This window comes from Kitasatospora sp. NPDC094016 (assembly GCF_040304045.1).
In the GTDB taxonomy this organism is placed as follows: Bacteria; Actinomycetota; Actinomycetes; order Streptomycetales; family Streptomycetaceae; genus Kitasatospora.
Genome location: NZ_JBEOUK010000014.1, coordinates 76,748 through 102,397, shown reverse-complemented (window position 1 = coordinate 102,397; position 25,650 = coordinate 76,748). Strand labels below are relative to the sequence as shown.

The 25,650-nt window shown below is 73.9% G+C and carries 20 protein-coding genes; 12 read left to right on the top strand and 8 right to left on the bottom strand.

Going from position 1 to position 25,650, the window contains the following annotated elements; translation table 11 throughout:
* Positions 1 to 64: 64 nt before the first annotated feature.
* Together ABT015_RS16010 and ABT015_RS16005 are read right to left on the bottom strand one after the other, a co-directional pair.
* Positions 65 to 1,195 (bottom strand): sensor histidine kinase, encoded by a 1,131-nt coding sequence (locus tag ABT015_RS16010; protein ID WP_063347842.1) that lies wholly within the window; start codon positions 1,193 to 1,195, stop codon positions 65 to 67.
* 92 nt (positions 1,196 to 1,287) lie between these two features.
* The gene (locus tag ABT015_RS16005) at positions 1,288 to 2,025 is read right to left on the bottom strand and encodes a response regulator transcription factor (RefSeq protein ID WP_063351140.1); all 738 of its coding nucleotides are present in this window, start codon (positions 2,023 to 2,025) and stop codon (positions 1,288 to 1,290) included.
* Positions 2,026 to 2,588: 563 nt separating this feature from the next.
* Here ABT015_RS16005 and ABT015_RS16000 point away from each other — a divergent pair.
* The 4 genes from ABT015_RS16000 to ABT015_RS15985 all read left to right on the top strand — a co-directional run bounded on the left by ABT015_RS16000 (position 2,589) and on the right by ABT015_RS15985 (position 7,822).
* Positions 2,589 to 3,386, top strand: a complete 798-nt coding sequence (locus tag ABT015_RS16000) for a rhomboid-like protein (protein WP_350879639.1) — start codon at positions 2,589 to 2,591, stop codon at positions 3,384 to 3,386.
* A gap of 167 nt (positions 3,387 to 3,553) precedes the next feature.
* The gene (gene lon, locus ABT015_RS15995; RefSeq protein WP_350879638.1) at positions 3,554 to 5,950 is read left to right on the top strand and encodes an endopeptidase La; all 2,397 of its coding nucleotides are present in this window, start codon (positions 3,554 to 3,556) and stop codon (positions 5,948 to 5,950) included.
* Positions 5,951 to 6,040: 90 nt separating this feature from the next.
* Positions 6,041 to 6,583, top strand: coding sequence for a GtrA family protein (locus tag ABT015_RS15990; protein WP_350879637.1), 543 nt, complete (start codon positions 6,041 to 6,043; stop codon positions 6,581 to 6,583).
* Positions 6,584 to 6,601: 18 nt separating this feature from the next.
* Positions 6,602 to 7,822: an ROK family protein gene (locus tag ABT015_RS15985; RefSeq protein ID WP_350879636.1), complete on the top strand. Its 1,221-nt coding sequence runs from the start codon at positions 6,602 to 6,604 to the stop codon at positions 7,820 to 7,822.
* Positions 7,823 to 7,892: 70 nt separating this feature from the next.
* Here the strand turns inward: ABT015_RS15985 and ABT015_RS15980 are convergent, their stop codons facing one another.
* Positions 7,893 to 8,945, bottom strand: a complete 1,053-nt coding sequence (locus ABT015_RS15980; protein WP_350879635.1) for an ABC transporter permease — start codon at positions 8,943 to 8,945, stop codon at positions 7,893 to 7,895.
* Positions 8,946 to 9,057: 112 nt separating this feature from the next.
* Here ABT015_RS15980 and ABT015_RS15975 point away from each other — a divergent pair, with 112 nt between their 5' ends.
* The gene (locus ABT015_RS15975) at positions 9,058 to 9,507 is read left to right on the top strand and encodes a MarR family winged helix-turn-helix transcriptional regulator (RefSeq protein ID WP_350879634.1); all 450 of its coding nucleotides are present in this window, start codon (positions 9,058 to 9,060) and stop codon (positions 9,505 to 9,507) included.
* A 249-nt stretch (positions 9,508 to 9,756) separates the two neighbouring features.
* Positions 9,757 to 11,253: an MDR family MFS transporter gene (locus ABT015_RS15970; protein ID WP_502897328.1), complete on the top strand. Its 1,497-nt coding sequence runs from the start codon at positions 9,757 to 9,759 to the stop codon at positions 11,251 to 11,253.
* 101 nt (positions 11,254 to 11,354) lie between these two features.
* Here ABT015_RS15970 and ABT015_RS15965 read toward each other — a convergent pair whose 3' ends face one another.
* Together ABT015_RS15965 and ABT015_RS15960 are read right to left on the bottom strand one after the other, a co-directional pair.
* Complete coding sequence (locus ABT015_RS15965; RefSeq protein ID WP_063347835.1) at positions 11,355 to 11,603, bottom strand: hypothetical protein; 249 nt, start codon at positions 11,601 to 11,603, stop codon at positions 11,355 to 11,357.
* Positions 11,604 to 11,629: 26 nt separating this feature from the next.
* A complete protein-coding gene (locus ABT015_RS15960; protein ID WP_350879632.1) occupies positions 11,630 to 12,814 on the bottom strand; it encodes an inorganic phosphate transporter in 1,185 nt (394 codons plus the stop codon).
* Positions 12,815 to 13,147: 333 nt separating this feature from the next.
* Here ABT015_RS15960 and ABT015_RS15955 point away from each other — a divergent pair, with 333 nt between their 5' ends.
* Positions 13,148 to 14,761: a C40 family peptidase gene (locus tag ABT015_RS15955; protein ID WP_350879631.1), complete on the top strand. Its 1,614-nt coding sequence runs from the start codon at positions 13,148 to 13,150 to the stop codon at positions 14,759 to 14,761.
* A gap of 53 nt (positions 14,762 to 14,814) precedes the next feature.
* Here the strand turns inward: ABT015_RS15955 and ABT015_RS15950 are convergent, their stop codons facing one another.
* From ABT015_RS15950 to ABT015_RS15940, 3 genes are all read right to left on the bottom strand, one after another.
* On the bottom strand, positions 14,815 to 17,100 hold the full coding sequence (locus tag ABT015_RS15950; protein WP_350879630.1) for an FdhF/YdeP family oxidoreductase: 2,286 nt from the start codon (positions 17,098 to 17,100) through the stop codon (positions 14,815 to 14,817).
* Between the two features lie 176 nt (positions 17,101 to 17,276).
* Positions 17,277 to 19,328: an FAD/NAD(P)-binding protein gene (locus tag ABT015_RS15945; RefSeq protein ID WP_350879629.1), complete on the bottom strand. Its 2,052-nt coding sequence runs from the start codon at positions 19,326 to 19,328 to the stop codon at positions 17,277 to 17,279.
* A complete protein-coding gene (locus ABT015_RS15940) occupies positions 19,325 to 20,308 on the bottom strand; it encodes an amino acid ABC transporter permease (RefSeq protein WP_350879628.1) in 984 nt (327 codons plus the stop codon). Before ABT015_RS15940 ends, ABT015_RS15945 begins: the two co-directional genes overlap by 4 nt.
* Positions 20,309 to 20,967: 659 nt before the next feature.
* Here ABT015_RS15940 and ABT015_RS15935 point away from each other — a divergent pair.
* Genes ABT015_RS15935 through ABT015_RS15915 form a run of 5 tightly spaced genes read left to right on the top strand, consistent with a single transcriptional unit; the run spans position 20,968 to position 25,560 of the window.
* Positions 20,968 to 22,125 (top strand): LLM class flavin-dependent oxidoreductase, encoded by a 1,158-nt coding sequence (locus ABT015_RS15935; protein ID WP_350879627.1) that lies wholly within the window; start codon positions 20,968 to 20,970, stop codon positions 22,123 to 22,125.
* Positions 22,122 to 22,670, top strand: a complete 549-nt coding sequence (locus tag ABT015_RS15930) for a GNAT family N-acetyltransferase (protein ID WP_502897326.1) — start codon at positions 22,122 to 22,124, stop codon at positions 22,668 to 22,670. The genes ABT015_RS15935 and ABT015_RS15930 overlap by 4 nt, the downstream gene beginning before the upstream one ends.
* A 10-nt stretch (positions 22,671 to 22,680) precedes the next feature.
* The gene (locus ABT015_RS15925) at positions 22,681 to 23,631 is read left to right on the top strand and encodes an ABC transporter substrate-binding protein (protein ID WP_350879626.1); all 951 of its coding nucleotides are present in this window, start codon (positions 22,681 to 22,683) and stop codon (positions 23,629 to 23,631) included.
* 28 nt (positions 23,632 to 23,659) lie between these two features.
* The gene (locus ABT015_RS15920) at positions 23,660 to 24,772 is read left to right on the top strand and encodes an amino acid ABC transporter permease (RefSeq protein ID WP_350879625.1); all 1,113 of its coding nucleotides are present in this window, start codon (positions 23,660 to 23,662) and stop codon (positions 24,770 to 24,772) included.
* Positions 24,769 to 25,560 carry an amino acid ABC transporter ATP-binding protein gene (locus ABT015_RS15915; protein ID WP_350879624.1) on the top strand — a complete coding sequence of 264 codons (792 nt, stop codon included), beginning with the start codon at positions 24,769 to 24,771 and terminating at the stop codon, positions 25,558 to 25,560. Before ABT015_RS15920 ends, ABT015_RS15915 begins: the two co-directional genes overlap by 4 nt.
* Positions 25,561 to 25,650: the final 90 nt, after the last annotated feature.

Below are 25,650 nucleotides of genomic sequence, written 5' to 3'. Positions count from 1 at the left end.
CCCCATGTAGATCATCCAATGATCTTCGTGTACGTCTGTGTCGCTTCTGTGACGCATCCGACCCTCAGCGCTGCCCCGGCAGCCGGACCTCGATCCGGCAGCCGCGCGGCGACTCGGCGACCGCGATCCGACCGCCGTGCAGGTCCACCGCCCAGCGGGCGATGGCCAGGCCGAGGCCGGTGCCGCCGTCCGAGCCGGGCCCCTGGGCGGTCGCGGTGCCGCTGCGGCTGAACCGCTCGAACACCCGGCCGCGGTCGGCCGGCGGGATGCCCGGACCCTCGTCCTCGACCTCCAGCAGCAGGCCGCCGGGCCCGCCGTCGGGCCGCGCGCGCACCGTCACGGTGCCGCCGGGCGGGGAGTGCTTGCAGGCGTTGTCGACCAGGTTGGCGACCACCTGGTGGAGCCGTTCCGGGTCCGCCACGCCGGTCAAGCCGGTCGGGCTGACCTCCAGCGCCAGTCGGACGTCGCCGCGCCGGGAGAACGCCCCGCCGGCCGTCGCGCCGTCCACGGTGACCCCGCGCAGCACGCCGTCCAGGAACTCGCGCACCTCGAAGGGGCGGGCGTCCAGGTCGACCACGCCGTCGTCGATCTTGGAGAGGTCCAGCAGGTGGGTGACCAGGCGGCCGAGCCGCTCGGTCTGCTCCAGGGCGGCCCCCAGGGTCGCCGGATTGGGCTGGACGACGCCGTCCACCACGTTCTCCAGCACGGCGCGCAGCGCGGCGATGGGCGTGCGCAGCTCGTGCGAGACGTTGGCGACCAGCTCGCGGCGGTGCCGGTCGGCGGCCCCCAGGTCGGCGGCCATCTGGTTGAAGGTGGTCGCCAGCTCGCCGATCTCGTCGCGCGAGTTCACCTCGACCCGGCGGCTGTAGTCGCCGGAGGCCATCGCGCGGGCGGCGGCCGTCATCTCGCGCAGGGGGGCGGTCAGCCCGTGCGCGAGGAACTGCATGAAGAGCAGCGAGGCGATCATGGAGAAGACCATGATGATCCGGATCTGGGTCTCGGACCGGATCGCCACGACCACCATGCCGGTGGCCAGGAAGACGGAGACGATCACCAGCAGGGCGAGCTTGCCCTTGATCGAGCGGACCGGGTCGAGCGGCCTGATGTCGGCCCAGACCCGGCGGGCGGCGCGGGCGGCCAGTGTCTGCGACCGCGTGCCGCCGGTGTCCCCGTTGCGTTGCTGTGGAAAGGTCATTGGTCCCCTGTGATCCCCGCGTACATCCCCCGCGTGGTGCGCGGCAGTTCGGGACACGGGCCCCCCGGAGGCCCGTCGCCCGAGGCTCGCCGCTAGGAGAGCGGGGCCTCCAGCGCGTACCCGACACCGTGGACGGTGCGGATCCAGCTCGCGCCGATCTTGCGGCGCAGCGCCTTGACGTGGCTGTCCACGGTGCGGGTGCCGGACGCGTCGGTCCAGTCCCAGACCTCGGCCAGCAACTGCTCGCGGGTCAGCACGGCGCGCGGCTGCGCGGCCAGGCAGGCGAGCAGGTCGAACTCGGTGGGCGTCAGGTGGACGTCGCCCGAGGCGAGCCGGACCCGGCGCTGCACGTGGTCGATCTCCAGCTCGCCGAAGCGCAGCGAGCCGAGCGCGGGCGTGCGGGCCGCCTGCTGGGCGCGCTCGACGCGGCGCAGCAGCACGTTGACCCGGGCGGCCAGTTCGCGCATCGAGAACGGTTTGGTCATGTAGTCGTCGGCGCCCACGCCGAGGCCGACCAGCAGGTCCGTCTCGTCGTCGCGCGCGGTCAGCATCAGCACCGGCACCGGGCGCTGAGCCTGGATCCGGCGGCACACCTCCAGGCCGTCGAAGCCGGGCAGCATGATGTCGAGGACCACCAGGTCCGGCTGCCAGGTGTGGAAGCCGTCGACCGCGCCCGGCCCGTCGTGGGCCACGGCGACCTTGAAGCCCTCCGCGCCCAGCCGGGCCGCGATCGACTCCGCGATCGTCGGCTCGTCCTCCACCACCAGTACTCTGCGTTGGCTGCTCACCGTGCCGCCGCTGTGGTTGTTGTCCTGCTGAAGTTCTGTCACGGTCACGCCACCGCCCCCAGGGCTGCGGGCCGGCCACCTGTGGGGATGGCGGGGCTCCGCTCGTAGTCTTGTTCCGTCGTGGACTGTGCCGGGTCCGCCGTCCCGTCGTGCGTGCGGGTCGGCGGGCGGATTGCCTCCCGCCCACTTCTCCCGCGCACTTCGCAGCGTACGGACAGCGGATGCCTCCCGGCAGGTGGACCGGACGTTTCCGGCCCGTGGGCCGGCTGTCGGGCCGCCCTCGGAGCCCACTGCACGAGTGGGCACGGGCCGATACCTTACCCGGCGATTTTTCTCTGCGTAACGGTACGTATGCAGTCGAGTTGACGCCAAGTCGCCGGTCAGAGCCCCTGCCGGTGCGCTCGCCGGAAGAAGGTCTGGACCAATATCAGGAATCCGGGCGACCGGTTTCCCGGTGGTCTTCACCGCCTTTTCTCAGATGCCTCTCAGAACCTCGACGTAACGTGGCCACGACAACGCCCGCGGGGCGGGATCCGCGGCGCGCGCCGGTACGTTGGGCACCTGGGTGAGGGGCCGGTGGCTGCCGGCGTGGAGCGGAGGGCGGCATGGCTGGACTGCGGCGAGGTGCCGGACGGGTCGGGGCGTCGCCCGCCGGCCCGCCGTACGGGATGCTCCGGCACGGTCTGCGCACCGGCGTCGTCGAGTGGCTGCTGGCGCGGGTGCCGACACCCCGGCGAAACCCCTTCACCCTCGGCTATCTCGCCGTGGTGGGCGCCACCACGACCTTCGCCAAACTCGCCGACCCGGAACTCGTGCAACGGCTGCAGGAGGCCTCCAGCTCCGACGGCCACAACCTCCTGCAGCACCCCCTGCGCGCGCTGGTGCTCAGCGGCTTCTGGGTGGCCGGCGAGGTGTGGATGCCGTACCTGTGGGGATTCGCCGTCACCCTCGCGCCGCTGGAGCGCCGGATCGGCCCCGCCCGGGCGGCGGCGGTCTTCGCGATCGGGCACGTCACGGCCACGCTGCTGTCCCAGGGCGTGGTGATCACCGCGGTGGAGACCGGGCGGATGGAGACCGCGGCGCTGGACTACCTGGACATCGGCGTCAGCTACGGCGTGCTCACCTGCCTGGGCGCGGTGGCCGGGCTGCTGCCGTGGCGCGGGCGGCTGGTCGCGCTCGGCGGCGCCGGGCTGCTGATCGCCGAGCAGATCCTCACCGAGCGGGACCTGGTCACCGCCGTGGGGCACCCGGCCGCGGTGCTCACCGGGGTGGCGCTGTGGCGCTGGCTGCGCCGGGCCCAGGCCCGCCGGCCGCGGCCGAAGCCGCGGACGCGCCGGGTCGAGGCGCCGGCCGCGGGCTCCTCGCCCGCGCCGGGCGGCGCTCCGGTCCTGGACGTGCGCTGACCCTTCCGGGTGCCGCCCCGCGCGCTTTTGACGGCACGTCCCGCGCCCTCCCCCCGCTCGCTCCACACCCTCCTCCTGTTCGCTCATGGCGAACACCGCCCCGGGAACATCCGGCGCACGCCAGGCCTTAGTCAGGTCGACTCAACTTCACTGACTGGGGAGAGATCATGGCATCGACGTCCACACCGCTCACCCTGCCCGTGCTGCCGCTCGACGACGAGGTCGTCCTGCCGGGCATGGTCGTCCCGCTGGACCTCAAGGACACCGAGGTGCGCGCCGCGGTCGAGGCCGCCCGCGCGGCGGCCACCGGCACCGGCAAGCCGCAGGTCCTGCTGGTCCCGCGGGTGGACGGCTCGTACGCGGCGGTCGGCACCCTGGCCACCGTCGAGCAGGTCGGCCGGCTGGCCGACGGGGAGCCGGCCGCGCTGGTGCGCGCCGTGCGCCGGGTCCGCATCGGGGCCGGCACCACCGGCCCCGGCGCCGCCCTCTGGGTGGAGACCACGCCCTTCCGGGAGTCCTCGGTGGAGACCCCGGTGGCCGGCCGGGCCGCCGAGCTGGTCAAGGAGTACAAGGCGCTCTCCACCCAGTGGCTGCGCAGGCGCGGCGCCTGGCAGATCGTCGACCGGGTGGCCCAGATCGAGGGCGTCGGCGAGCTCGCCGACAACATCGGCTACGCGCCCTTCGCCACCGCCGAGCAGAAGCTCAAGGTGCTGCTGGAGGCCGACCAGGTCGCCCGCCTGGAGTACGCGCTGACCCTGCTGCGCGACCACCTCGCCGAGGAGGAGGTCAACGACACCATCCGCAAGGACGTCGAGGAGGGCGTGGCCAAGCAGCAGAAGGAGTTCCTGCTCCGCCGCCAGCTGGAGGCCGTCCGCAAGGAACTGGCCGAGCTCAACGGCGACCCGGCCGACGAGGAGGGCGACTACCGCGCCCGGGTCGAGGCCGCCGACCTGCCCGAGAAGGTCCGCGACGCGGCCCTCAAGGAGGTCGACAAGCTGGAGCGGGCCTCCGAGCAGTCCCCCGAGGGGCCCTGGATCCGCACCTGGCTGGACACCGTCCTGGAGCTGCCCTGGAACGAGCGCACCGAGGACGCGTACGACATCGCCGGCGCCCGCGCGGTGCTGGACGCCGACCACGCCGGCCTGGCCGACGTGAAGGACCGCATCGTCGAGTACCTCGCGGTGCGCAAGCGCCGGGCCGACCAGGGGCTCGGGCTGGTCGGCGGCCGGCGCGGCGGCGCGGTGCTGGCGCTGGTCGGTCCGCCCGGCGTCGGCAAGACCTCGCTCGGCGAGAGCGTGGCCCGCGCCATGGGCCGCACCTTCGTCCGGGTCGCGCTCGGCGGCGTCCGGGACGAGGCCGAGATCCGCGGCCACCGGCGCACCTACGTCGGCGCGCAGCCCGGCCGGCTCGTGCGGGCGATCAAGGAGGCCGGCTCGATGAACCCGGTCGTCCTGCTCGACGAGATCGACAAGGTCGGCTCCGACTACCGGGGCGACCCGGCCGCCGCCCTGCTGGAGGTGCTGGACCCGGCGCAGAACCACACCTTCCGGGACCACTACCTGGAGGTCGAACTCGACCTCTCGGACGTCGTCTTCCTCGCCACCGCCAACGTGCTGGAGGCCATCCCCGAGCCGCTGCTCGACCGGATGGAGCTCGTCCGCCTCGACGGCTACACCGAGGACGAGAAGGTCGTCATCGCCCGCGACCACCTGCTCCCGCGCCAGCGCGAGAAGGCCGGACTGGGCGGCGACCAGGTCAGCGTCGACGACGCGGCACTGCGCCGACTGGCCGGGGAGTACACCCGGGAGGCCGGCGTGCGGAACCTGGAGCGCTCGATCGCCCGGGTGCTGCGCAGGATCGCCGCCCAGGCCGAACTCGGCGAGCGCGAACTGCCCGCCGCGATCGGCCCGGACGAGCTGCGCGCCCTGATCGGCCGGCCCCACCACGTGCCGGAGGCCGCCCAGGCGCCGGCCGAGCGGCGCACCGCGGTCCCCGGCGTGGCCACCGGCCTCGCCGTGACCGGCGCCGGCGGCGACGTCCTCTACATCGAGGCCTCGCTCGCCGACGCCGAGACCGGCGGCACCGGACTCACCCTCACCGGGCAGCTGGGCGACGTGATGAAGGAGTCCGCGCACATCGCGCTCTCCTACCTGCGCTCGCGCGGCGCCGAACTGGAGCTGCCGGTCACCTCGCTGCGCGACCGCGGCGTGCACCTGCACGTCCCCGCCGGGGCCGTCCCCAAGGACGGGCCGAGCGCCGGCATCACCATGACCACGGCGCTCGCCTCGCTGCTGTCCGGCCGCAAGGTGCGCACCGACCTGGCGATGACCGGCGAGGTGTCGCTGACCGGGCGGGTGCTGCCGATCGGCGGGGTGAAGCAGAAGCTGCTCGCCGCCGACCGGGCCGGCGTCACCACGGTGATCATCCCCAAGCGCAACGAGGCGGACCTGGACGACGTCCCGGCCGAGGTGCTGGAGCGGCTCACCGTCCACCCGGTGGCGGACGTGCGGGAGGTGCTGGAGCTGGCCCTGGAGCCGGCCAAGGTCCTGGCCGCGGCGGCCTGACCCGGCCGCGCCGGGTCGGCGGGAGGACCGGCGGGAGGACCGGCGGAGGAGCGACGGGAGGACGGCGTCTGCGCGTGCCACACTGCGGAGATGCCGTCCCCCACGCAGCGCGCCCTGGCCCGGGTGCCGGCCCGGCTGCGTCCGTTCCTGGTGCGGCACCGCAGGCTGGTGAAGTTCCTGCTGGTCGGCGGTGCCTGCTTCACCCTCACCCTGGTGATCGACTTCGAGCTGAAGTTCACCGTGCTGGAGCACAAGCCGGTGGTCGCGCTGACGATCGCGACCGTGCTCTCGACCGTCGTCTCCTACGTGCTCAACCGCCGCTGGGCCTTCCGGACGGCCGGGCACCCGCGCGAGGCACTGCTGTTCTTCCTGGTCAGCGCCATGGCGATCGCCGTCAACGACCTGCCGCTGGCACTCTCCCGCTACGCCCTGGACCTGCGCGAGCCGTACGTCGGCCCGTTCGTCCAGGAGACCGCGGACTTCCTCAGCGGGATGGTCGTCGGCACCTTCGCCGCGATGCTGTTCCGCTTCTGGGCGATGCAGCGGTGGGTCTTCACCCGGCCCGCCGAACGGGCGCACCCGGGGTACGAACCCGGTTACGCTGCACCCGAGATGCCACGGGATGCGCCATGAGGCCGTGAGGTGAGGGTGATGCGCGGGGAACCGGACGCGGTTCGGAGCGGGCCCGCCAGCCAGCAGGGGATGCGCCGGGCCAACCTGGCCCTGGTGCTCGGGGTGATCGCGCGCGCCCCGCGCTCCCGGGCCGAGGTGGCCGCCGAGACCGGGCTGACCAGGGCCGCCGTCTCCTCGCTCGCCGAGCAGCTGATCGCCGGCGGCCTGGTCGTCGAGGAGGGCCCGGCCGCGCCCAGCGGCAAGGTGGGCCGCCCCGGCACCGCGCTCGGGCTCAACCCGCTCGGGCCCGGCGGCCTCGGCGCCGAGATCGGCGTGGAGCACCTCGGCGCCTGCGTGGTCGACCTGAGCGGCGAGGTCCGGACCTGGCGCCGCCGCGAGGTCCGCAACCGGGGCCGCCGGCCCGCCGCGGTCATGGCCGACCTCGCCGAACTGCTGCACGCGGCCGTCGCCGAGTCGGGCCTGCGCCCGGCCGGGCTGACCCTGGCCGTCCCCGGGCTGGTCGGCACCTCCGGCGGGGTGCTCCAGCGGGCCGCCAACCTGGGCTGGCGGGACGTCCCGCTGGCGGCCGAACTGCGCCCGGCGCTGCGCGCGGCCGGCGCGGCCGAACTGGCCGAGCTGCCGGTCGAGGCGGACAACGAGGCCAACCTGGGCGGGCTGGCCGAACGGTGGCTGGGCGGCGGGCCGGAGGACTTCCTGTACGTCTCGGCCGAGGCCGGCGTCGGCGCGGCGATCGTGGTCGGCGGGCGGCTGCTGCGCGGGGCGCGCGGCTACGCGGGCGAGTTCGGCCACGTACCCGTCCACCCGGACGGCCACCGCTGCGCCTGCGGCGCGCACGGCTGCCTGGAGCAGTACGCGGGGGAGGCGGCCGTGCTGCGGGCGGCCGGGCCGGCGGGCGCGCGGGGCGACTGGGTGACGCTGCTCGCCGGGCGGGCCGGGGCCGGGGACGAGCCGGCCCTCGCGGTGCTGGCCGGGGCCGGTTCGGCGCTGGGCATCGCGGCCGCCGGGGCGGTCAACCTGCTGGACCCGGCCGAGGTGGTGCTGGGCGGCGGCTACGCCCGGCTGGCGCCCTGGCTGCTGCCGGCGATGCGGGCCGAGCTGGCCGCCCGGGTGACGGTGCGGCCGTGGTCGGACGAGCGGCTGACGGTGTCCCGGCTGGGCCGGCGCGGGCCGCTGCTGGGCGCCGCGGTGGGCGTGGTGCGGGCGGTCGTCGCGGACCCGGGCCGGCTCGCCTGCGGCTGACCTCCCGGCCCCGGACGCACCCGAGCCCCCGGCCGGGCGGCCGGGGGCTCGGGGTGGGGAACGCGGGGGATCAGGCCTCGGCGGACGCCTCGGCGGCGACGATCTCGCGGCCGCCGGAGCGCGGGCCGCGCAGCACGGCCAGGTAGGCGACGCCGATGCCGATCAGCGCCCAGACCACCAGGACCACGATCGGCATGCCCAGGTTGGTGGAGCCGAAGTAGGCGATCGACTTGGTGGCACTGGTCCCGGCGCCGTTCGGGATCAGCGAGCCGATGGCCCGCCAGAACGGCGGCATCATCGGTGCCGGGTAGACGCCGCCGGCGCTCGGGTTGCCCAGCACCACGAAGATCAGCACCGCGACGCCGATGCCGATGACGTCGAACAGGCACTGCAGTGCCATGGTGAACGCGCCGACCGTGAACACCACCAGGGCGCCGATGCCGGTCAGGGCCAGGATCGAGCCGGGCAGCGCGTCCAGCACCGGCCCGGCGATGATCGTGCCGCCGAGGCCGGCGCCGACCGAGTACAGCGCCAGCACGCCGAGGCGGATCAGCAGGCGGTGGACGTTGGCGGGCTTGGAGCCGGCGCTGATGCCGAGGATCGAGGCGACCAGGTAGCCGCCGACGCACCAGCCGATGACCAGGTAGAACGCGGAGAGGCCGTTGGTGTCGCCCTTGGCGAGCGGCACGACGTCCTCGACCTTGACGGTGCGGCCCTGGGACTTGTCCAGCGCGGTGGTGATGGACTCGGCGGCCTTGGCGGCGGAGGTGCCGCGGGCGCCGCCGACCAGCAGGGTGTCCTCGGTGCCGGTCGGGTTCACGACCAGCGCCGCGTAGATCTTCTGGTCCTTGATCTGCTGGGTGGCCGTCTCGGCGTCCGGGGCGGTGACGGCCTTGACGGCGTCGTCCGGTACGGATTCCAGCCCCTGGACCAGCTTGGGGGCGACCTGCGGCGGGGCGACCACCGCGATCGACAGCTCGTGCGGGGCCGGGTGGTGCAGCGCCCCGACGTACGAGGTGATGAAGCCGAGCTGCAGCAGCAGCACGCCGATCACGAGCAGTGCCGCACGCGGTGTGACCGCGCCCTTCAGTTCAGCGACGAAACCCTGCCCCGGGGCGGCCATCCGCATCTCCTTGTGTATGGGGGGAAAACGGATACTTCATACCATGAACTAGTTGGCTTGTCGCACCCCGCGCGCCGGGTTCCGGCCAGTGCGGCTGCGGGATACTGGCGCGGTGAGTGACGAGGAATCCCTGCTGGCGGTGGAGCGCGAGGTCGCGCTGATGTTCCGGCGGGGCCGGGCCCGAGTGGCGGAGCTCTCACGCCGGGTGCATCCCGAGCTGGAGGGGATGGCCTACAGCATGCTCGGCTACATCGAGCAGGCCGGACGGGTGCGGGTGACGGACGTCGGCGTGCACTTCGCGGTCGGCAAGGCCACGGTGAGCCGGCAGATCCGGGCGCTGGAGGAGCTGGGCCTGGTGGCCCGGGAGACGGATCCGCTGGACCGCCGGGCCGCGCTGGTCTCGCTGACCGGGGACGGGCGGCGGCGCTACCTGGCGGCCCGGGACGTCCGGATGCGGCGGGTGCGGGAGCTGCTGGGCAACTGGTCGCCGGAGGACGTGGACCGCTTCGCGGTGCTGCTGCACCGCTTCAACGACGTGATCGGGGAGCCGCCGGCGGAGTGACCGGTGGCCGGATCCCGGGGCCGGGGCCGGTTCGTGGCGGTTGGAGCCGGGTCCGGGGCGGTGGCCGGGGCGAGGACTTTACTTGGGCTTGAAGAAAGTTGCCTTAGTCAACCATCGGGCCTATGGTTGCGTAAGGCAACGATTTTCCGTGCCCGCGCACCCCCGCCCCCCGCTCACTCCTCCCGCCGAAGGACCCAGATGACCGTCACAGCCGAGGCGACCGTCGGAGCCGCCGTCGACGATCAACCGATGACCCACCGGCAGGTGATGGAGGCGCTGTCCGGCCTGCTGCTCGGCCTCTTCGTGGCCGTGCTCTCGTCGACCGTCGTCTCCAACGCCCTGCCGCACATCCTCACCGACCTGCACGGCGGCCAGTCCGCCTACACCTGGGTGATCACCGCGGCCCTGCTGACCCTGACCGCCTCCACCCCGATCTGGGGCAAGCTCTCCGACCTCGTCAGCAAGAAGTTGCTGCTCCAGATAGCCCTGCTGATCTACATCGCCACCTCCGCCCTGGCCGGCCTCTCCCAGAACACCGCCGAGCTGATCGCCTGCCGCGCCCTCCAGGGCATCGGCGCCGGCGGTGTGGTCGCGCTGGGCCAGATCTGCCTGGCCGCGATGGTCCCGCCGCGCGAGCGCGGCCGTTACAGCGGCTACTTCGGCGCGGTCTTCGCGCTGGCCACCATCGGCGGCCCGCTGATCGGCGGCGTCATCGTGGACACCTCGTGGCTGGGCTGGCGCTGGTGCTTCTACGTCGGCATCCCGTTCGCGCTGGCCGCGATCCTGGTGGTGCAGCGCACCCTCAAGCTGCCGGTGGTCAAGCGCAAGGCGAAGATCGACTACCTGGGCGCGCTGGTCATCACCGGCGCCGTCAGCCTGCTGATGATCTGGATCACGCTGGCCGGCACGAACTACGACTGGCTGTCCTGGCAGACCGCCGCGATGGTCGGCGGCGGCCTGCTGCTGGGCGCCCTCGCCGTGGTGGTCGAGCGCCGCGCCGCCGAGCCGATCATCCCGCCGGACCTCTTCAAGTACCGCACCGTCACCCTGGCCGCGGTGGCCAGCGTGCTGGTCGGCGTCGGGATGTACGGCGCGACCACCTTCCTCAGCCAGTACTTCCAGCTGGCCCGCGCCAAGTCCCCGACCATGGCCGGCCTGATGACCCTGCCGATGATCCTCGGCCTGGCGCTCGCCTCCACCGTCGCCGGCCGACTGATCACCAAGTACGGCAAGTGGAAGGCCTACCTGGTCGCCGGCACGGCGCTGCTCGCGATCGGCTTCGGCCTGCTCGCCACCGCCCGCGTCGACACCGACTACAAGCTGCTCTGCGTCTACATGGCGATCACCGGCATCGGCCTCGGCCTGACCAGCCAGAACCTGGTGCTCGCGGTGCAGAACACGGTGCCGCGCCACGAGCTCGGCGCGGCCAGCTCCGTGGTGACCTTCTTCCGCACCATGGGCGGCGCGATGGGCGTCTCCGCGCTCGGCGCGCTGATGAACAGCAAGGTGACCCACTACCTCGCGGAGAACCTGGCCGCCGCGCACATCCCGGCCGCGAGCGCGGCCGGCGGCGGGGGCATCCCGGACCTGCACAAGCTGCCCGCCCCGATCGTCCCGCTGGTGACGGACGCGTTCGGGCACGGCGTCGGCACCGTCTTCCTGTGGGCCGCGCCGTTCGCGGCGCTGGCCTTCGTCACGGTGCTGTTCATCCGGGAGACCGCGCTGAGGACCAGCCAGCAGGGCTGACCCCGGGCGGGGACGCGCGAACGGGCCGGGGAGTGTGATCCACACTCCCCGGCCCGTCGGGTTCGTCCCGCGCGCGGACGGCGGGAACCGTCGGCCGCGCCCTACGGCGCGGCGATCAGGACCAGACCGTAGACGACGGCCGCGGCGCAGAGGCCGAAGCAGGCGTAGGCGCCGGCCAGGGCCAGCCGGCCGCCGCCCGGCTCCTGGGCGGCCTCGCCCTCGCGGGCGCTCAGCGCGGCCTCGCGCCGGGACAGGGCCAGGATGCCGAGTGCGAAGACGGAGACCACGGCGACGGTGATGCCGAAGCTGGCACCGGCGGTCTGGGCCAGGGCGTTCCACTTGATGTGCATGGCGGGTGCTCCTCAGCCTGCGGCGCTCAGGCCGCGACCGTGGTCGAGGCGGGGGTGGGGGCGTTCGCGGGGGCGGCGGTGGCGGGGACCTCCACCGGGGTGACGTCGTTGACGTCGTTGACGTTGTCCGCGCCGACCGGCTGGCGGCGGGAGATCAGCCACATCGCGCCGGAGCCGGCCACCAGCACGGCGCCCACCAGGACGATGCCCCAGGTGCCCTGGCGGACCAGCAGCGCGGCGCCGCCCGAGACCAGCGCGGCGGCCGGCAGGGTCAGCGCCCAGGTGTAGACCATGCGGCGCACCAGGCTCCAGCGCAGCTCGGCCTTCGGGCCGCCGAGGCCGGCGCCCATGATGCCGCCCGAGCAGACCTGGGTGGTGGAGAGGCCGAAGCCCATGTGCGAGGAGGTCAGGATGACGGTCGCGGCGGCCGACTCGGAGGCGAAGCCCTGCGGCGCCTTGATGTCGGCGAGGCCCTTGCCCATCGAGCGGATGATCCGCCAGCCGCCCATGTAGGTGCCGAGCGCGATCGCGGCGCCCGCGGAGATGATCACCCAGGTGGGCGGCAGCGCGCCGTGCGGCAGGGCGCCGACCGACACCAGGGTCAGGGTGATGATGCCCATCGTCTTCTGGGCGTCGTTGGTGCCGTGCGCGAGCGAGATCAGCGAGGACGAGAAGATCTGGCCGGTCTTGAAGCCCTTGGTGGCGGTGGTCTCGTTGCCCTTGCGGGTGATCGCGTAGGCCAGCTTGGTGGCGCCCCAGGAGGCGAGGCCGGCGACCAGCGGGGAGGCGATCGCCGGGATCAGGATCTTGGAGAGGACGGTGTCGAAGTTGACGCCGTTCATGCCGACGCCGACGACGGTGGCGCCGATCAGGCCGCCGTACAGCGCGTGCGAGGAACTGGACGGCAGGCCGCGCAGCCAGGTCAGCAGGTTCCAGAGGATCGCGCCCGCCAGTGCGGCGAAGATGATCTCGGGGTGGATGCCGCTCTTCTCGTTGACGATGCCGCCGGAGATGGTGGTGGCGACCTTCACGGACAGGAACGCGCCCGCGAAGTTGAGGACGGCCGCGATGGTGACCGCGACCTTCGGCCGGAGGGCTCCCGTCGCGATGGAGGTGGCCATCGCGTTGGCGGTGTCGTGGAACCCGTTGGTGAAGTCGAAGGCGAGCGCCGTGATGATCACAACGGCTACCAGGAACGAGATGTGTTCCATACCCAAACAATCGTCGTAGTTGTCGCACGGACGTTGGTGTCGTCGCGACCGTAGGTCTGTTTGGTAAACGGAAGGTGAACTGAGCCGGGAATCGTGGTTCCGCTGGTGTCCCGGTGGTGTCCGGAGGCTTTCGAAAGGGTGTCGGCGGTCGCGCTGAGCTGGACATTAGCGAAGTTCGCCCCGGTTCGCTCCGGTTTGCTGAGAGCTGTCTCACAGATCAACCGAGAATTAACCTCCCAGTCCGGATGCGCCCTGTTTCCGGTGAGTAACCCGTGGGAGGATCTGCGGGATCCGGGGACGCCGGTGACAGGCTGGGGCGGGGAGGACCAACCCATGGGCGGGGCTGCACAGCGCACTGAAACGGCAGTCGTACGGCCCTGGCTGCGGGCGGCACTGCGCTGCGGAGCCGCCCTCGCGGCCGCCGCGCTCGCCCTCCCGCTCGCCGCGCAGGCCGCGTACGCCGCCCCCGATCCGGGCGCGTCGATCACCGCGGCCAGCCCGGGCGACGACCCGCTCGCCGCCGCCAAGGCCACCCTCGGCCCGCTGCTCGACCAGCTGCACACGCTCTACCAGAGCGCCGAGACCGCCACCGAGCAGTACAACGGCGCCGTCGCCAAGGTCGCCGAGCAGCAGGCCGCGCTCACCGACCTCCAGGGCCGGCTGGACCGCCAGCAGAAGCAGGTCGACGCCGGCACCGACATCGCCTCCCAGCTCGCCGCCGCCCAGTACCGCAACGGCGCCGCCTCCGCCTACGCCGAACTGCTGCTCTCCAAGGACCCGTACGAGGCCGTCACCATCGCGGAACTGCTCACCGCCGCCAGCCGCTCGCAGTCCGAGTTCCTGGACCGGCTGAAGACCGACCGCGAGGCCCTCGCCGGCCTGACGAAGCAGACCGAGGACGCGCTCAAGACCTCGCAGGCTCTGGTCACCGAGCAGGACGCCGCCAAGGCCAAGGTCGCCACCGACCTCGCCTCCGTCGAGCAGCTGGTCTCCTCGCTCACCGGCGCCCAGCGCACCGAACTGGAGAAGCTGGAGAAGGCCAAGGCCGACGAGGCCCAGCTCGCCTTCCTCGCCTCCGGCGCCCTCGGCAAGGGCGAGCGCACCCCGTCGGCGGCCGGCCGCACCGCCGTCGCCTTCGCGCTCGCCCAGCTCAACAAGCCGTACCTGTGGGGCGGCGCGGGGCCGGACTCCTTCGACTGCTCGGGCCTCACCTCGCAGGCCTGGCTGCACGCCGGGCTGCCGATCCCGCGCACCAGCCAGGAGCAGTGGGCCCAGCTCCCGCACATCGCGCTGAACCAGCTCCGCCCCGGCGACCTGGTCATCTACTTCGAGGGCGCCACGCACGTCGCGATGTACATCGGCGGCGGGCTGGTCGTCCAGGCGCCCCGGCCGGGCGCCGTCATCAAGGTGTCGCCGATCGGCTCGATGCCGATCCTCGGGGCGGTGCGGCCCGACCCGTCCGGCGCGGCGGACGAGGCCGGCGGCAGCTGGAAGGTGCCCGACCTGCCCGCCGGCTGGGACACCGTCACCCCGATCGCGCCCAGCCCGGCCAACCAGGTCCCGACCGCCCCGGCCCCCGGCACGCCCGCCAACCCGCCGGCCACCCCGGGCGCGCCGTCCACCACCCCGGGCACGCCCGCGGACACCGGCACCGGCACGCCGTCCGGCACCGGAACGCCCGCCGACCCGGGGACGCCGTCCGGCACCGGCACCACCGCCCCCGGCACGCCCACGCCGACGCCGACCCCGACCCCGACCGGGACCGGCACCGGGACGGGCACCCCGGCGACGCCCACCCCGACCGGCACGGGCCCGGCGACGCCCACCCCGACCGGCACCGGAACCCCGGGTTCCACCGGCACCGCCGCCTCCACCACCACCACCGGTTCGGCGAGCGCCGGGGCCCCGGGCAGCGCCACCGCGACACTGCCGCTCGGCACCAACTGAGTCACGGCGAAGGCCGCCCGGCGTCCACGGACACCGGGCGGCCTTCGCGCGCGTCACGCCGGGGCGCCGGTGTCCGGCTCGAAGCGGACGACCACGGCCTTGGAGGTCGGCGTGTTGCTGATGTCGGCGGTGGAGTCCAGCGGGACGAGCACGTTGGTCTCCGGGTAGTAGGCCGCCGCGCCGCCGCGGGCCACCGGGTAGTGGACCACCCGGAAGTGCGGGGCGCGCCGCTCGACGCCGTCCCGCCACTCGCTCACCAGGTCGACGAAGTCGCCCTCGGCCAGGCCGAGTTCGGCGGCGTCGGCCGGGTTGACCAGGACCACCCGGCGGCCGCCCTTGATGCCCCGGTAGCGGTCGTCCAGGCCGTAGACGGTGGTGTTGTACTGGTCGTGCGAGCGCAGCGTCTGCAGCAGCAGGCGGCCCGGCGGGACCTCGGGGGCGGTGAGCGGGTTGACGGTGAAGTTGGCCTTGCCGGTCGCGGTGGGGAAGGTCCGGGAGTCGCGCGGGCCGTGCGGCAGGGTGAAGCCGCCGGGGCGGCGGACCTTCTCGTTGTAGTCCTCGAAGCCGGGGACGACCCGGGCGATCCGGTCCCGCAGGGTGTCGTAGTCGGTGGCGAAGTCCTCCCACGGCACGGTGTCCCCGGGGCCGAGGGCGGCGCGGGCCAGCCGGCAGACGATCGCGGTCTCGGAGAGCAGGCCCGGGGCGGGCGGGCGCAGGCCGCCGCGCGAGGAGTGCACCTGGCCCATCGAGTCCTCGACGCTGACGAACTGGGCGCCGGCGCCGGTGACGTCCCGGTCGGTGCGGCCCAGGGTGGGCAGGATCAGTGCGCGGGCGCCGGTGACCACGTGCGAGCGGTTGAGCTTGGTGGAGACGTGCACGGTCAGCCGGCAGCGGCGCATCGCCGCCTCGGTGACGTCGGTGTCCGGGGTGGCCGCGACGAAGTTGCCGCCCATCGCGAAGAACACCCCGACCCGGCCGTCGCGCATCGCCCGGATGGTGTCCACCGAGTCGAGGCCGTGCGCGCGCGGCGGCTCGAAGCCGAACTCCTCGCCGAGCGCGTCCAGGAAGGCCGTCGAGGGCCGCTCGAAGATGCCCATCGTCCGGTCGCCCTGGACGTTGCTGTGCCCGCGCACCGGGCAGACCCCGGCACCCGGACGGCCGACGTTGCCGCGCAGCAGCAGGAAGTTGACCACCTCGCGGATGGTCGGGACGGCGTGCTTGTGCTGGGTGAGGCCCATCGCCCAGCAGACGATGATCTTCCGGGAGCCCAGCACCAGCCGGCCGAGCTCCTCGATCTGCTCCCATGGCAGGCCGGTCGCGGCGAGCACCTCGGCGCGGTCGGTCGTGCCCGCCTGCGCCTCGAACTCCTCGAAGCCGTGGCAGTGTTCGGTGACGAAGGCGTGGTCGACGCCGTCCTGCTCCAGGATCATCCGGTTGAGCGCGCGGAACAGCGCCAGGTCCCCGCCGAGGCGGATCTGCAGGAACAGGTCGGTCAGCTTGGTGCCGTGGCCGACCAGGCCGCGCGCGTGCTGCGGGTTCTTGAAGCGCTCCAGGCCGGCCTCCGGCAGCGGGTTCACGCTGACGATGGTGGCGCCGGCCCGCTTGGCGCGCTCCAGCGCGGAGAGCATCCGGGGGTGGTTGGTGCCCGGGTTCTGACCGGCCACGATGATCAGGTCGGCCTGGTAGAGGTCCTTGAGGCTGACGCTGCCCTTGCCGACGCCGAGCGTCTCGGTGAGCGCCGAGCCGGACGACTCGTGGCACATGTTGGAGCAGTCCGGCAGGTTGTTGGTGCCCAGCCGGCGGGCGAACAGCTGGTACGCGAAGGCGGCCTCGTTGCTGGTCCGCCCGGAGGTGTAGAAGGCGGCGCCGTCCGGGGTGTCCAGGGCGCGCAGCTCCTCGGCGATCAGCGCGAAGGCGTCGTCCCAGGAGACCGGCGTGTAGTGGGTGGCGCCCTCGTCGAGCAGCATCGGCTGGGTGAGCCGGCCCTGCTGGCCCAGCCAGTAGCCGGAGCGCTCGGCCAGCTCGGCGACCGGGTGGGCGGCGAAGAACTCGGCGCGGATCCGGCGCTCGGTGGCCTCCTCGGCGACGGCCTTGGCACCGTTCTCGCAGAACTCCGCGGTGTGCGTCCTGCCCGGCTCCGGCCAGGCGCAGCCGGGGCAGTCGAAGCCGTCCGGCTGGTTGACCTTGCGCAGCGTGGCGAGGGTGCGGAGGGTGCCCATCTGCTCGGCGGCCATCCGCAGGCTGTGGCCGACCGCGGGCAGCCCGGCCGCCGCGTGCTGGGGCGCGGACACCTCGGGGGCGTCCTGCGCCGGGTCGCTCTGCGGGGCCTGCTTGGCCATGACCGCTTCTCCTCGGCTCTGCTCGTCCGGCGGCCGCGACACCGGGGCCGCCGGGCCCGCCGCTTCGGCACGGGGGCGCGGGGCCCATCCTTCCACCCGGGTGCGGACGGGGGGAGGGGGGTCGAACGGGTCTTCGGTCCCTGAACCCGCGGCCGGGCCGCCCCGGGGGCCCGCCTTCAGGCCCCCCTCGTCCGGCCGGAGGGCGGGCGCGGCGGTGGCGGGGTGCGCTGACCGCACGGCGGCGCGGGCGCGGCGACCGCCGACAGCGCGGCGAGGCGGGTGCCCTGGCGGCGGCGGGCGGGCGGCGGATCGGCGACGGGCCCCGGGGCGGTGGTCGGGAGCGCGGCCAGCGCCCGCAGCAGCGCGCGGGCGGCGGCGTCGTTCTGCCGGAATCCCGGGGAGTCGGTGCGGGGCCGGGCGAAGGCGGCGGCCGCGCGCAGGCTGGTGTGCGGGCCGAGTGCGGTGCGCCGCGGGTGCGGGGCGCCGCCCAGGGCCGGGTCGAGCAGTCGGCTGTCGCCGGGGGCGATGGTGACCAGGCCGGAGCGGTGGGTGTACTCCTCGTCGGCGACCACCTCCTCCACGAGCCGCCCGGCGCGGTGCAGTTCGCGCAGCACCGGGTCGAGGGTTCGGGTCAGCTGGTGCTTGGGCAGGTACGCCTCGACCAGGGCGGTGGCGGCGACGGTGCGGCCCGGCACGGTGTCGCCGCCGGCCCGCCAGGTGCCGGTGGCCTCGTCCCGTTCGACCCGGACGCCCGCGCCCAGGAAGTGCACGATCCCGGCCTCGGAGAGGGCGAGCAACTGGCGCAGCCGGAAGCCGGGCGGGCCGGAGGCCAGGTAGCTGAAGTAGCCGAAGAACCACCCGTCCACCTCCTCGGCGACCGAGCGGGCGGTGAGCCGGCCGGTCGCGAGGATGCGCGGGAGCTGGCCGAACAGCGAGAGCAGGGCGAGGAAGGCGCCGAGGTCGGCGCTGTGCGCGGGGTCGGCACGGCGGTCGGCGTCGGCGGTGACGTAGGCGCGCAGGTGCCGCTGGAGCTCCTCGGCGGAGCCGAGTTCGAGGCCGGCCAGCGGGTGGTCGAGCCGTTCGAAGTCGATCCGGTCGGCCGGGTCGGGTACGGCCTCGGCGACCAGGGCGGCCAGGTCGGGGGAGTACCAGTCGTGCCGGTCGAACCGGGCCAGGAACTCCGGCCAGGGCAGCGCGGTGCGCTCGGGGTGGGCGTGGAACAGCTCGTGGTAGTGCCCGAAGGCGGTCTCCTTGGCCATCAACGGCCAGAAGTCGCGCCGGAGTTCGAGCGGCCCGTCGGTGGCGAGGACGGCGTCCACGGCGGCCGCGTCGAAGTACCGGGGGAGCGGGGCGGGCGGCCCCTGGAGGCGGTAGCCGGTCTTGGAGTGGTACGGGACGCCGCGCCGGGAGCCGAGGTGCAGCACCGGTTCGCGGCCGGACGGGCGGTAGCGCAGCCCGCCCCCGGTGGGCTCGAAGCGGCCGCCGCGCCCTTCGGTGAGCAGGGCGACCAGGTCGACGGAGGCCAGGCCGAGGCCGCGCAGCACGACGTGCTCGCCGGGGGCGATGCCGTCCAGGTCGGCGTCGGCGGAGTAGGCGGGCGGGAGGTGGAAGCGGCCGTGCCGGGTGGCGAAGTCGGCGTCGGCGGCGTACCGGGGGTGCGGGGTGGAGTCGAGGTGGCCGAGGGTGAGGGCGACGTGGTCGGCGGTGAGCGTCCGGCCGGTGAGGTGGACGGTCTGCGGGCCGTCGGGCGGGCCGTCGATCCGCCGGACGGTGTCCCGGTGCACGGTGACCGTGACGTGCGGGGGCAGGTCGGCGACGGCGCGGCGGAACACCCAGTCCAGGTAGGCGCTCTGGGCCCGGCGGGTGGGGAAGTCGGTGGGCGCGAGGGTGTCCAGCTCGGCCCGGACGGCCGGGTCGGCGACCTCCCGGTAGGGCGCGAACTCCCGCCGCCGGAGCGCCCATTGGGCCAGTGAGGGGCCCGGGCGGACCGGCCCGTCGATGGTCGAGCGCTCGTCGGTGAACATGGTGACGTCCTCGGCCATCGAGTTCATCCGCAGCAGCGGGGACTGTTCGTGGCGCCAGATCCGGCCCGCGCCGGGCGGGTGCGGGTCGACCAGGTGGACGTGCAACGGCCGTTCGGCGGGCAGGAGTTCGGCCGCGTTGGCGGCGATCCGCTCCAGCAGCCCGGTGCCCCGCGGGCCCGCGCCGACGATCACCAGAAGACTCATGCCGCCACCTCGCGCAGCCGCCGCAGGGCGGCCCGGGCCCGCTGGAGCGGGGTGGGCGGCAGGCCGTCCCGGGTGGCGCCCTTGGCGTAGTGGCGCTCGACGTAGTACTGGCCGACGGACAGCAGGGTGGTGACCACCAGGTACCAGATGGTGGCGACCACCAGCATCGGGATGACCCGGTACGACTGCAGGTAGACCAGCTGCACCGAGTAGAGCAGGTCGGAGACGGCCAGCACGCTGACGATGCTGGTGCCCTTGAGCGCGCTGATCAGCATGTTCCCGGCGGTCGGCACGATCGAGCGCATCGCCTGCGGGACGACGATCCGGCGCAGCACCCGCCACCGGCCGAGGCCGAGCGCCGAGGCGGCCTCCAGCTGGCCCCGGTCGACGGACAGGATGCCGCCGCGGATCACCTCGGCGGCGTACGCGGTCTCCAGCAACGTGAGGCCGATGACGGCGGTGAGGGTGGGGCCGATCAGGTTGACGGTCCTGACGGTGACGAACTCGGGGCCGAACGGGATGCCCAGGCCGAGGGTCGGGTAGAGCGCGCCGATGTTGAAGAAGAACAGCAGCTGCACCAGCGGCGGGGTGGAGCGGAAGATCCAGATGTAGCCCCAACCCAGGGTGCGCAGCACCGGGTTGCCGGACATCCGCATGACGGCGAGGCCGGTGCCGAGGACGAAGCCGAGGGCGAGGGTGACGGCGGTGAGCCAGAGCGTCAGGGTGAGGCCGTTGAGCACCGACCCGGCGGTGAACCAGTCGGCGACCACGTCCCACTGGAAGGCCCTGTTGCGCACCACGGAGTTGACGGCCATCGCGGCCAGCAGCAGCGCGATCCCGGCGCAGACCCACTGCCCGGGCCGGCGGCGGGCGACGATCCGGGCGCCGGGGTCGGGCGGCGGGGCGGGGCGGTCGGGGGCGGGGGCGCCCGAGGGGGCTGCAGTGGAGCGGGCGGGGAGGAGGTCCTGCGGGGTGGCCATGGCGGCGGCTCCTGGCGGAGGTGCGGGCGGGCGGGAGGTACGGGTGTGGTCACGTACGGCCGTCGCACCGGCCCGCGTCCCTCAACGCGGCCGGCGCTGTGCACTGCACTCCGCCGTGATCGTACGCATGCGCGATCGACGGCTGTCAAGGGTGGTCCGGGCCCCGACCGGGGCCCGGCGCGGACCGGTCGCAGGGCGACAGGAGATCGCAACAGAGCGGCAATGATGGGTGGTTGACGGACCACTTGGCAGGCTGTTCAACTTGAGGCCATGTACGCCGAGCAGCCCCTGGTCACCCGCGACCACATCGACTTCGGTCGGGTGTGGTCCGCGGCGTGTCGCGGCTGACCCGGCAGCGGGCCGCCCGTCCGGCCCTGATCTCCCGCGGGGAGCCCTCCCTCGGTCTGCCCCGCCGCGGGCCGGGACCAGCCGTCCACAGCTGACGGCGTCCCAGGCGCACGCTGCCGTCCGACGACCTCGCACTGAACTCCGGCAGTACCCCCTCGTCCACGCCTGCCTCCCACTCCTCCCGCCGCGCGCGCCGACCCCACCGTCGGCGCGGCCGCCGCGCACCCGTGTCCACGGCCGCCCCGCCCCGGCCGGCTCCGGCCTGCCCACCCGCAGTCCACCGGACTCCGCTCACCCCGAAAGGTTCCGCCATGCCCGTCGAATTCCTCGGTATCGCCGCCACCGGCGACGGCTCGGAGACCACCCCCCGCTCCACCGCGGCCTTCGACCGCGACTACACCCTGCGGCTGGCCCGGGCCCACGAGGACCACGGCTGGGACCGGGTGCTCTTCGCGTACGGCGCCGGCTCCCCGGAACCCGCGGCCGCGGCGGCCTTCCTCGCCTCGCACCTGGACCGGCTGCAGATCCTGCTGGCGCACCGGCCGAACGTCTCCTACCCGACCTTCGCCGCCAAGACCTTCGCGACCCTGGACCAGATCAGCGACGGGCGGCTGACCGTCCACTTCATCACCGGCGGCAGCGACCACGAGCAGCAGCGCGAGGGCGACTTCCTGTCCAAGGACGAGCGCTACGAGCGCACCCGCGAGTACATCGGCATCGTCAAGAAGGCGTGGACCAGCCGGGAGCCCTTCGACCACGAGGGCGCCCACTACCGCTTCAACGACTTCGTCTCCGACGTCTTCCCCGTCCAGCAGCCGCGCCCCGGGGTCTCCTTCGGCGGCTCCTCGGACGCCGCCTACGCGGCCGGCGGCGCCGAGGCGGACGTCTACTGCCTGTGGGGCGAGCCGCTGGCCCGCACCGCCGAGCAGATCGAGCGGGTGAAGGAGGCGGCCCGGGCCGCCGGGCGCACCGACGTGCCGCGGATCCAGGTGGCGTTCCGGCCGATCATCGCGCCGACCGAGGAACTGGCCTGGGAGAAGGCGCACCGGACGGTGGCCGCGATCAAGGCCCGCCGGGAGTCCGGGGAGCTCGTCCGCCGGGGCCGCCCGCTCGGCGCCGCAGCGCCCGAGAACACCGGCTCCCAGCGGCTGATCGAGATCGCCGAGGCCGGCGAGCGCTACGACCGCGCGTTGTGGACCCCGACCGCCGCGGCCACCGGCGGGGCCGGCAACTCCAACGCCCTGGTCGGCACCCCGGAGACGGTCGCCGAGGCGCTGCTCGACTACTACGACCTCGGCGTGGACATCCTCTCCGCCCGCGGCTACCACCTGCTCGACGACGCGATCGACTTCGGCCGCCACGTCATCCCGATCGTCCGCGAGGAGGTCGCCAAGCGGGACGCCGCCAAGACCGCGGCGGCCGAGCGGACCGAGCGGGACCGGCACCAGCTGATCGCGGTGCAGGCGTGAGCGCTCCGGACCGGTGGGCCGGCCCGGCGGCGGCCGAGTTCCGGCGGGTCACCATCGACGACCCGCTGGTCGAGCCGCTGTTGCGCGAGCTCACCCACGAGTACGTCAGCCGCTACGGCCCCGAGGCGCACCAGGAGATGACCCGCTACCCCCGGGACGCCTTCGCCGAGCCGCACGGCGTCCTGCTGCTCCTGCTGGAGGACGGCGAGCCGGTCGCCGGCGGCGGGTACAAGCGGTACGACGAGCGCACCGCCGAGCTGAAGCGGATGTGGACGCACTCCGCGCACCGCCGCCGCGGCCTGGCCCGCCGGGTGCTGGCCGAGCTGGAGCGGACGGCGGCCGCCGCCGGCTACGCCCGGATCTACCTCACCACCGGTCCGCGCCAGCCCGAGGCCAAGGGCCTCTACCTGGCGTCCGGCTACACCCCGCTGTTCGACGTCGCCGCCGATCCTCCCTCCTTGCCCGCCGACGGGCAGCAGGGGCCCACGCCGATCGGCCCGCTCCCCTTCGAGAAGCACCTGCCGGTGCTGGCTCCGACCCCCTGAAAGGCCCCCCGTGAGAAGCACCACCGTCCGCCGCCGCCTGCTCGCGGCCACCGCCCTGCTGCCGGTGCTGGCGCTGGCCGCGTGCGGCTCGGACCCGAAGATCGCGGGCCCGGCGGGGGCGAGCGGGCCCGCCGCCACCGCCGTCTCCCAGGACGTCGTCTCCGGCCTCGCGAAGTCGGACGCCGCCGCCGCGCTGCTGCCCGAGGAGGTCCGCAAGGCCGGCACGCTGACCTTCGGCACGTCCTTCGGCTCGCCGCCCACCGCCTTCTACGCCGACCAGGCCACCAAGAAGCCGGCCGGGATCGACGTGGACTTCACCGATGCGGTGGCCAGGCTGCTCGGCCTGACCGTGCAGCGCCAGGAGGCCGCCTTCGAGACCATCCTGCCCGCCCTGGACAGCGGCAAGTTCGACGTCGGCACCGGCAACTTCGGGGTCACCACGGCCCGGTTGAAGACCATCGACTTCGTCACCTACATCGACGACGGCCAGGGCTTCGCGGTCCGCAAGGACAACCAGGCCGTCCAGCCGGTCACCGACCTGCTCCAGCTCTGCGGGCTGACCATCGGCACCGGTGCCGGCACCACCTTCGAGACCACGCTGAACGCGAAGCGCACCGCCTGCACCGACGCCGGGAAGAAGCCGTACGAGGTCAGGGCGTTCAGCGACCCCGGGGCCGTGCTCACCGGCCTCCAGCAGGGCCGGGTCGACGTCCTGATGTCCACCATCAACGGCCTGCGCTACCAGGCCGCGCAGGAGGCCTCCGGGACGCGCTTCCTCGGCGAGTTCCACCGGCTGGACGTCGGCTTCGCGTTCAAGAAGGGCTCGAAGCTCACCCCGGCCTTCCAGGCGGCGGTCAACCAGCTGATCAAGGACGGGACGTACGAGCGGATCCTCAGGAAGTGGGGGGTCGCCGAATCGGCGATCAAGGAGTCCCTGATCAGCCCGCCCGAACACCAGTGATCCCCGGGTCTGCCGAAGGAGCCCCCCGATGACCGCCAGCACCACCGCGACGTCCCAGGCCCAGGCCCAAGCCCAGGCCCAGGCCCCGACCCCGGCCCCGGCCCCGGCCGAGCGGGCACCGGCGTCCGGACCCGATCCCGGTCCGGGCACCGGCCCCCGCCTGGACCTCGACGAACTGGCCGGTCTGCGGGCCGTCCCCGCCCGGCACCCCTGGCGCTGGGGGATCGGGGTCGCCGCCCTCGTCGTGCTCGCCCAGTTCGCCCACGGCCTGGCCACCAACCCCGGCTGGGACTGGGCCACCTTCCGGGTCTACTTCACCGCCGACACGATCGTCCAGGCGGTCGGCCGCACCCTCGAACTCACCGCCTACGGCACCGGGCTGGGCTTCCTGCTGGGCGCCGTGGTGGCCGCGATGCGGCTGTCCCGCAGCGCGATCCTCCAGTCCATCGCCTGGGCGTACGTGTGGGTGTTCCGCTCGATCCCGCTGATCGTCCAGCTGGTGTTCTGGTTCAACCTGTCGTACCTCTACAAGCGGTTCGGGATCGGCATCCCGTTCGGCCCGACCTTCGGGGACTTCGAGACGGTCGGCGTGCTGAGCGCGCTCGGCGCCGCCGTGCTCGGCCTCGGGCTGCACCAGGCCGCGTTCGCCGCCGAGATCATCCGCGGCGGCGTCATCGCGGTGGACGCCGGCCAGCGGGAGGCCGCCACCGCGCTCGGCATCCCGCGCTGGCGCCAGGGCTGGCGGATCGTGCTGCCGCAGGCGATGCGCGGCATCCTGCCGTCCGCCGCCAACGAGGTGATCTCGCTGCTCAAGGGCACCTCGGTGGTCTACGTGATGGCCATCGGCGAGCTCTTCTACCAGGCCCAGGTGGTGTACGGCCGGACCGGCCGGGTGGTGCCGCTGCTGATGGTCGCCACCGTCTGGTACGTGCTGCTGACCACCGTGCTGTCCATCGGCCAGTACTACGTCGAGCGCTACTTCGCCCGCGGCGCGCAGCGCACCCCGCCGCCCACCCCGCTCCAGCGCGTCCGGGCCTTCGTCCGGAGCCTGCCCGCCCGCACGCCGACCGCCCGTACGCCGACCGCCCGCACGCCGGCCACCCGCGCCGCGACCGCGCACACCACCGGAGGACGTCGATGACCACGCTCACCAGGACCGAACCGGCCGCCGCGCCGATGGTGCAGGTCCGCGGCCTGCACAAGAGCTTCGGGCCACTGGAGGTGCTGCGCGGCGTCGACCTGGACGTCCCGGCCGGCTCGGTCACCGTGGTGCTCGGCCCGTCCGGCTCCGGCAAGTCCACGCTGCTGCGCGCGATCAACCACCTGGAGAAGCTCGACGGCGGCTACGTCGCCATCGACGGCGAGCTGATCGGCTACCGGCGCTCCGGCGACCGGCTGTACGAGCTCAAGGAGCGCGAGGTGCTGCGCCAGCGCACCCACATCGGCTTCGTGTTCCAGAACTTCAATCTGTTCCCGCACCTCACCGTGCTGGAGAACCTGGTCGAGGCGCCGATCGCCGCGCTGCGCCGCCCCCGGGCCGAGGCCAGGGCGACGGCGCTGGCGCTGCTGGAGCGGGTCGGGCTGGCCGACAAGGCCGCCGCGTACCCCCGGCAGCTCTCCGGCGGCCAGCAGCAGCGGGTGGCGATCGCCCGGGCGCTGGCCCTGGAGCCGAAGGTGCTGCTGTTCGACGAGCCCACCTCGGCGCTCGACCCGGAGCTGGTCGGCGAGGTGCTGGACGTCATCAAGGACCTCGCCCGGACCGGCACCACCATGATCGTGGTCACCCACGAGATCGGCTTCGCCCGCGAGGTCGCCGACACCGTCGTCTTCATGGACGGCGGTGTGGTGGTCGAGCAGGGCCCGCCGGCCGAGGTCCTGGACCGCCCCCGGCACGAACGCACCCGGGCCTTCCTCGCCAAGGTGCTCTGAGCCGAGCTGCTCTGAGCTGAGCTGCTCTGAGCCGAGCTGCCCCGAGCCGAGCTGCCCCAGCCCTACCCGCCGCACCGCAACCCCCTTCAC

Bases quoted from the DNA above. Each gene is read 5' to 3' on its own strand.
- ABT015_RS16010 (WP_063347842.1), bottom strand. From the start codon at position 1,195: ATGACCTTTCCACAGCAACGCAACGGGGACACCGGCGGCACGCGGTCG.
- ABT015_RS16000 (WP_350879639.1), top strand. From the start codon at position 2,589: ATGGCTGGACTGCGGCGAGGTGCCGGACGGGTCGGGGCGTCGCCCGCC.
- lon (WP_350879638.1), top strand. From the start codon at position 3,554: ATGGCATCGACGTCCACACCGCTCACCCTGCCCGTGCTGCCGCTCGAC.
- ABT015_RS15990 (WP_350879637.1), top strand. From the start codon at position 6,041: ATGCCGTCCCCCACGCAGCGCGCCCTGGCCCGGGTGCCGGCCCGGCTG.
- ABT015_RS15985 (WP_350879636.1), top strand. From the start codon at position 6,602: ATGCGCGGGGAACCGGACGCGGTTCGGAGCGGGCCCGCCAGCCAGCAG.
- ABT015_RS15980 (WP_350879635.1), bottom strand. From the start codon at position 8,945: ATGGCCGCCCCGGGGCAGGGTTTCGTCGCTGAACTGAAGGGCGCGGTC.
- ABT015_RS15970 (WP_502897328.1), top strand. From the start codon at position 9,757: ATGACCCACCGGCAGGTGATGGAGGCGCTGTCCGGCCTGCTGCTCGGC.
- ABT015_RS15965 (WP_063347835.1), bottom strand. From the start codon at position 11,603: ATGCACATCAAGTGGAACGCCCTGGCCCAGACCGCCGGTGCCAGCTTC.
- ABT015_RS15960 (WP_350879632.1), bottom strand. From the start codon at position 12,814: ATGGAACACATCTCGTTCCTGGTAGCCGTTGTGATCATCACGGCGCTC.
- ABT015_RS15955 (WP_350879631.1), top strand. From the start codon at position 13,148: ATGGGCGGGGCTGCACAGCGCACTGAAACGGCAGTCGTACGGCCCTGG.
- ABT015_RS15950 (WP_350879630.1), bottom strand. From the start codon at position 17,100: ATGGCCAAGCAGGCCCCGCAGAGCGACCCGGCGCAGGACGCCCCCGAG.
- ABT015_RS15945 (WP_350879629.1), bottom strand. From the start codon at position 19,328: ATGAGTCTTCTGGTGATCGTCGGCGCGGGCCCGCGGGGCACCGGGCTG.
- ABT015_RS15940 (WP_350879628.1), bottom strand. From the start codon at position 20,308: ATGGCCACCCCGCAGGACCTCCTCCCCGCCCGCTCCACTGCAGCCCCC.
- ABT015_RS15935 (WP_350879627.1), top strand. From the start codon at position 20,968: ATGCCCGTCGAATTCCTCGGTATCGCCGCCACCGGCGACGGCTCGGAG.
- ABT015_RS15920 (WP_350879625.1), top strand. From the start codon at position 23,660: ATGACCGCCAGCACCACCGCGACGTCCCAGGCCCAGGCCCAAGCCCAG.
- ABT015_RS15915 (WP_350879624.1), top strand. From the start codon at position 24,769: ATGACCACGCTCACCAGGACCGAACCGGCCGCCGCGCCGATGGTGCAG.